Source organism: Bacillus sp. GMs2/2 (genome assembly GCF_050172095.1).
GTDB classification, from domain to species: Bacteria; Bacillota; Bacilli; order Bacillales; family Bacillaceae_G; genus Bacillus_A; species Bacillus_A cereus.
The window spans coordinates 1-1,527 of sequence record NZ_JBNLYE010000640.1; the positions used below are offsets into that span (position 1 = coordinate 1).

Consider the following 1,527-nt stretch of genomic DNA (forward strand, 5'->3'; position numbering starts at 1 on the left):
TCCGAAAGAAAATTAATGTAATGATATTATTTATACGGAATATCAACATAATCTGCCCCCATTTATTGAACATTCTAAATGAGTTTGGAAATAATAAATGGACTAGCACTATGATCCATAAACAATTGGTTCTAGTGTAAAAACTCTAAAATTATATCATTTACCTTAAGAACAGACTATTTAAATAGTCTGTTCTTTTGCGTTCGTAAAGAAATGTGTAAGTAGGTTTATGCATGGATCTTCACTAGGAGGGGGTATTATACATGCGCAACCATAGCTTGATAGGTATGTGGCGGTATCCCATCTCTATCAAGCTAAGCTCATACAACGTCAATTATAGTAGAGAGTGTTTCTTTTTTCTAAAGGTTATGTGTAAGGAATTTAAAGATTTGCATACGAAATAAACCCTAGCGGTTTTCATTTTTTTGAATTAAGCTGCTTGATTATCAGACATGGTACAATTGTAAACGATACCGAATATATCAAAGACTGTTTTCTTCTCATATCGATGAGATTTTCTCCCGTTTTGCTATAGGAGGTTGAACAGGCGAATTAGAATCTTTGATAGCTCTTGGGTGTTTTTCTGTATAGCTCGGAATAGAAGAAGAAAGTAATCTTTAATCATATATATGGCCTTATATTCACTCAGTTCTCGTTTCTTTTTCATAAGAAGTAATTGCCGCATTTGAAACATGGTAGAAGAACAGAGTAGAATGGCAATCAGTTTTCCATGTTTTAAATAAAATCCCGATTTGCCAACGTAAAGAATACCAATCATGTACCTGCCCCATCGGGACAATATCTGTATAGGTATTTGTCATATACATTGATCCCGCTAAATCGTTTACTACGAGCAGAATACTTCATTCCTTTCTTTTTTCTCTTACAGTTTGATTTTGTAATCGTTTTTGTTGTTGTTCTTTTGTTAGTCGATGAATAATCACACGAGTTGGGACTTTATCCGTCATTCCTACATAAGCGTTGGATATTTCATATGTTTGTCCTGGTTGAAGAGAGTTCATTAAAACCTCCATGTAGCAAGAGTAACAAATATTTTAAGAAGAACATCTGGGGATTTCAAGACGAATCATATCTTAATTTATAGAGATTTTACTTTAAATCTTTCAAATGCAACAGTTACTTATCAAGACAATTCTGTAGAGTTAACTAAAAATGAAGTTAAAATACTCTCATGCTTAATAAATAATCGCGGAAATATTGTAAAAAGAGATTCACTCATTGAAAATTTATGGAAGTCTGATTATTTTGTGGATGATAGCACCTTAACTGTTAATATAAATAGATTAAGAAAAAAGCTTGAAGAGATAGGTATAGAAAATCCAATTGCAACAAGAAGAAGCTTAGGGTATATAATGCCATGAATATAGGTGAATTTATTAAAGATAAAATGGTAGTAATACTATCTAATGTGCTGGTATTTATTATACTAGCAGGTATATTGCTGACTGCGAATGTTCAGTTTATTATAATATGCTTTATTTTTTGTATTTGGTTTTTTCCATTGAT

Annotated in this window: 3 pseudogenes; 2 read left to right on the forward strand and 1 reads right to left on the reverse strand. The window is 31.8% G+C overall.

The features are described 5' to 3' along the window. Positions 1-430: 430 nt before the first annotated feature. Positions 431-1,034: pseudogene (locus tag ACQGS6_RS28230) on the reverse strand (transposase); the annotation flags it as partial. On the opposite strand from ACQGS6_RS28230, the pseudogene ACQGS6_RS28235 reads away from it, so the two are divergent. Both ACQGS6_RS28235 and ACQGS6_RS28240 read left to right on the forward strand, forming a co-directional pair. Next, positions 1,035-1,382 (forward strand): annotated as a pseudogene (locus ACQGS6_RS28235) (winged helix-turn-helix domain-containing protein); the annotation flags it as partial. Further along, positions 1,379-1,527: pseudogene (locus ACQGS6_RS28240) on the forward strand (sensor histidine kinase); the annotation flags it as partial. The pseudogenes ACQGS6_RS28235 and ACQGS6_RS28240, both read left to right, overlap by 4 nt.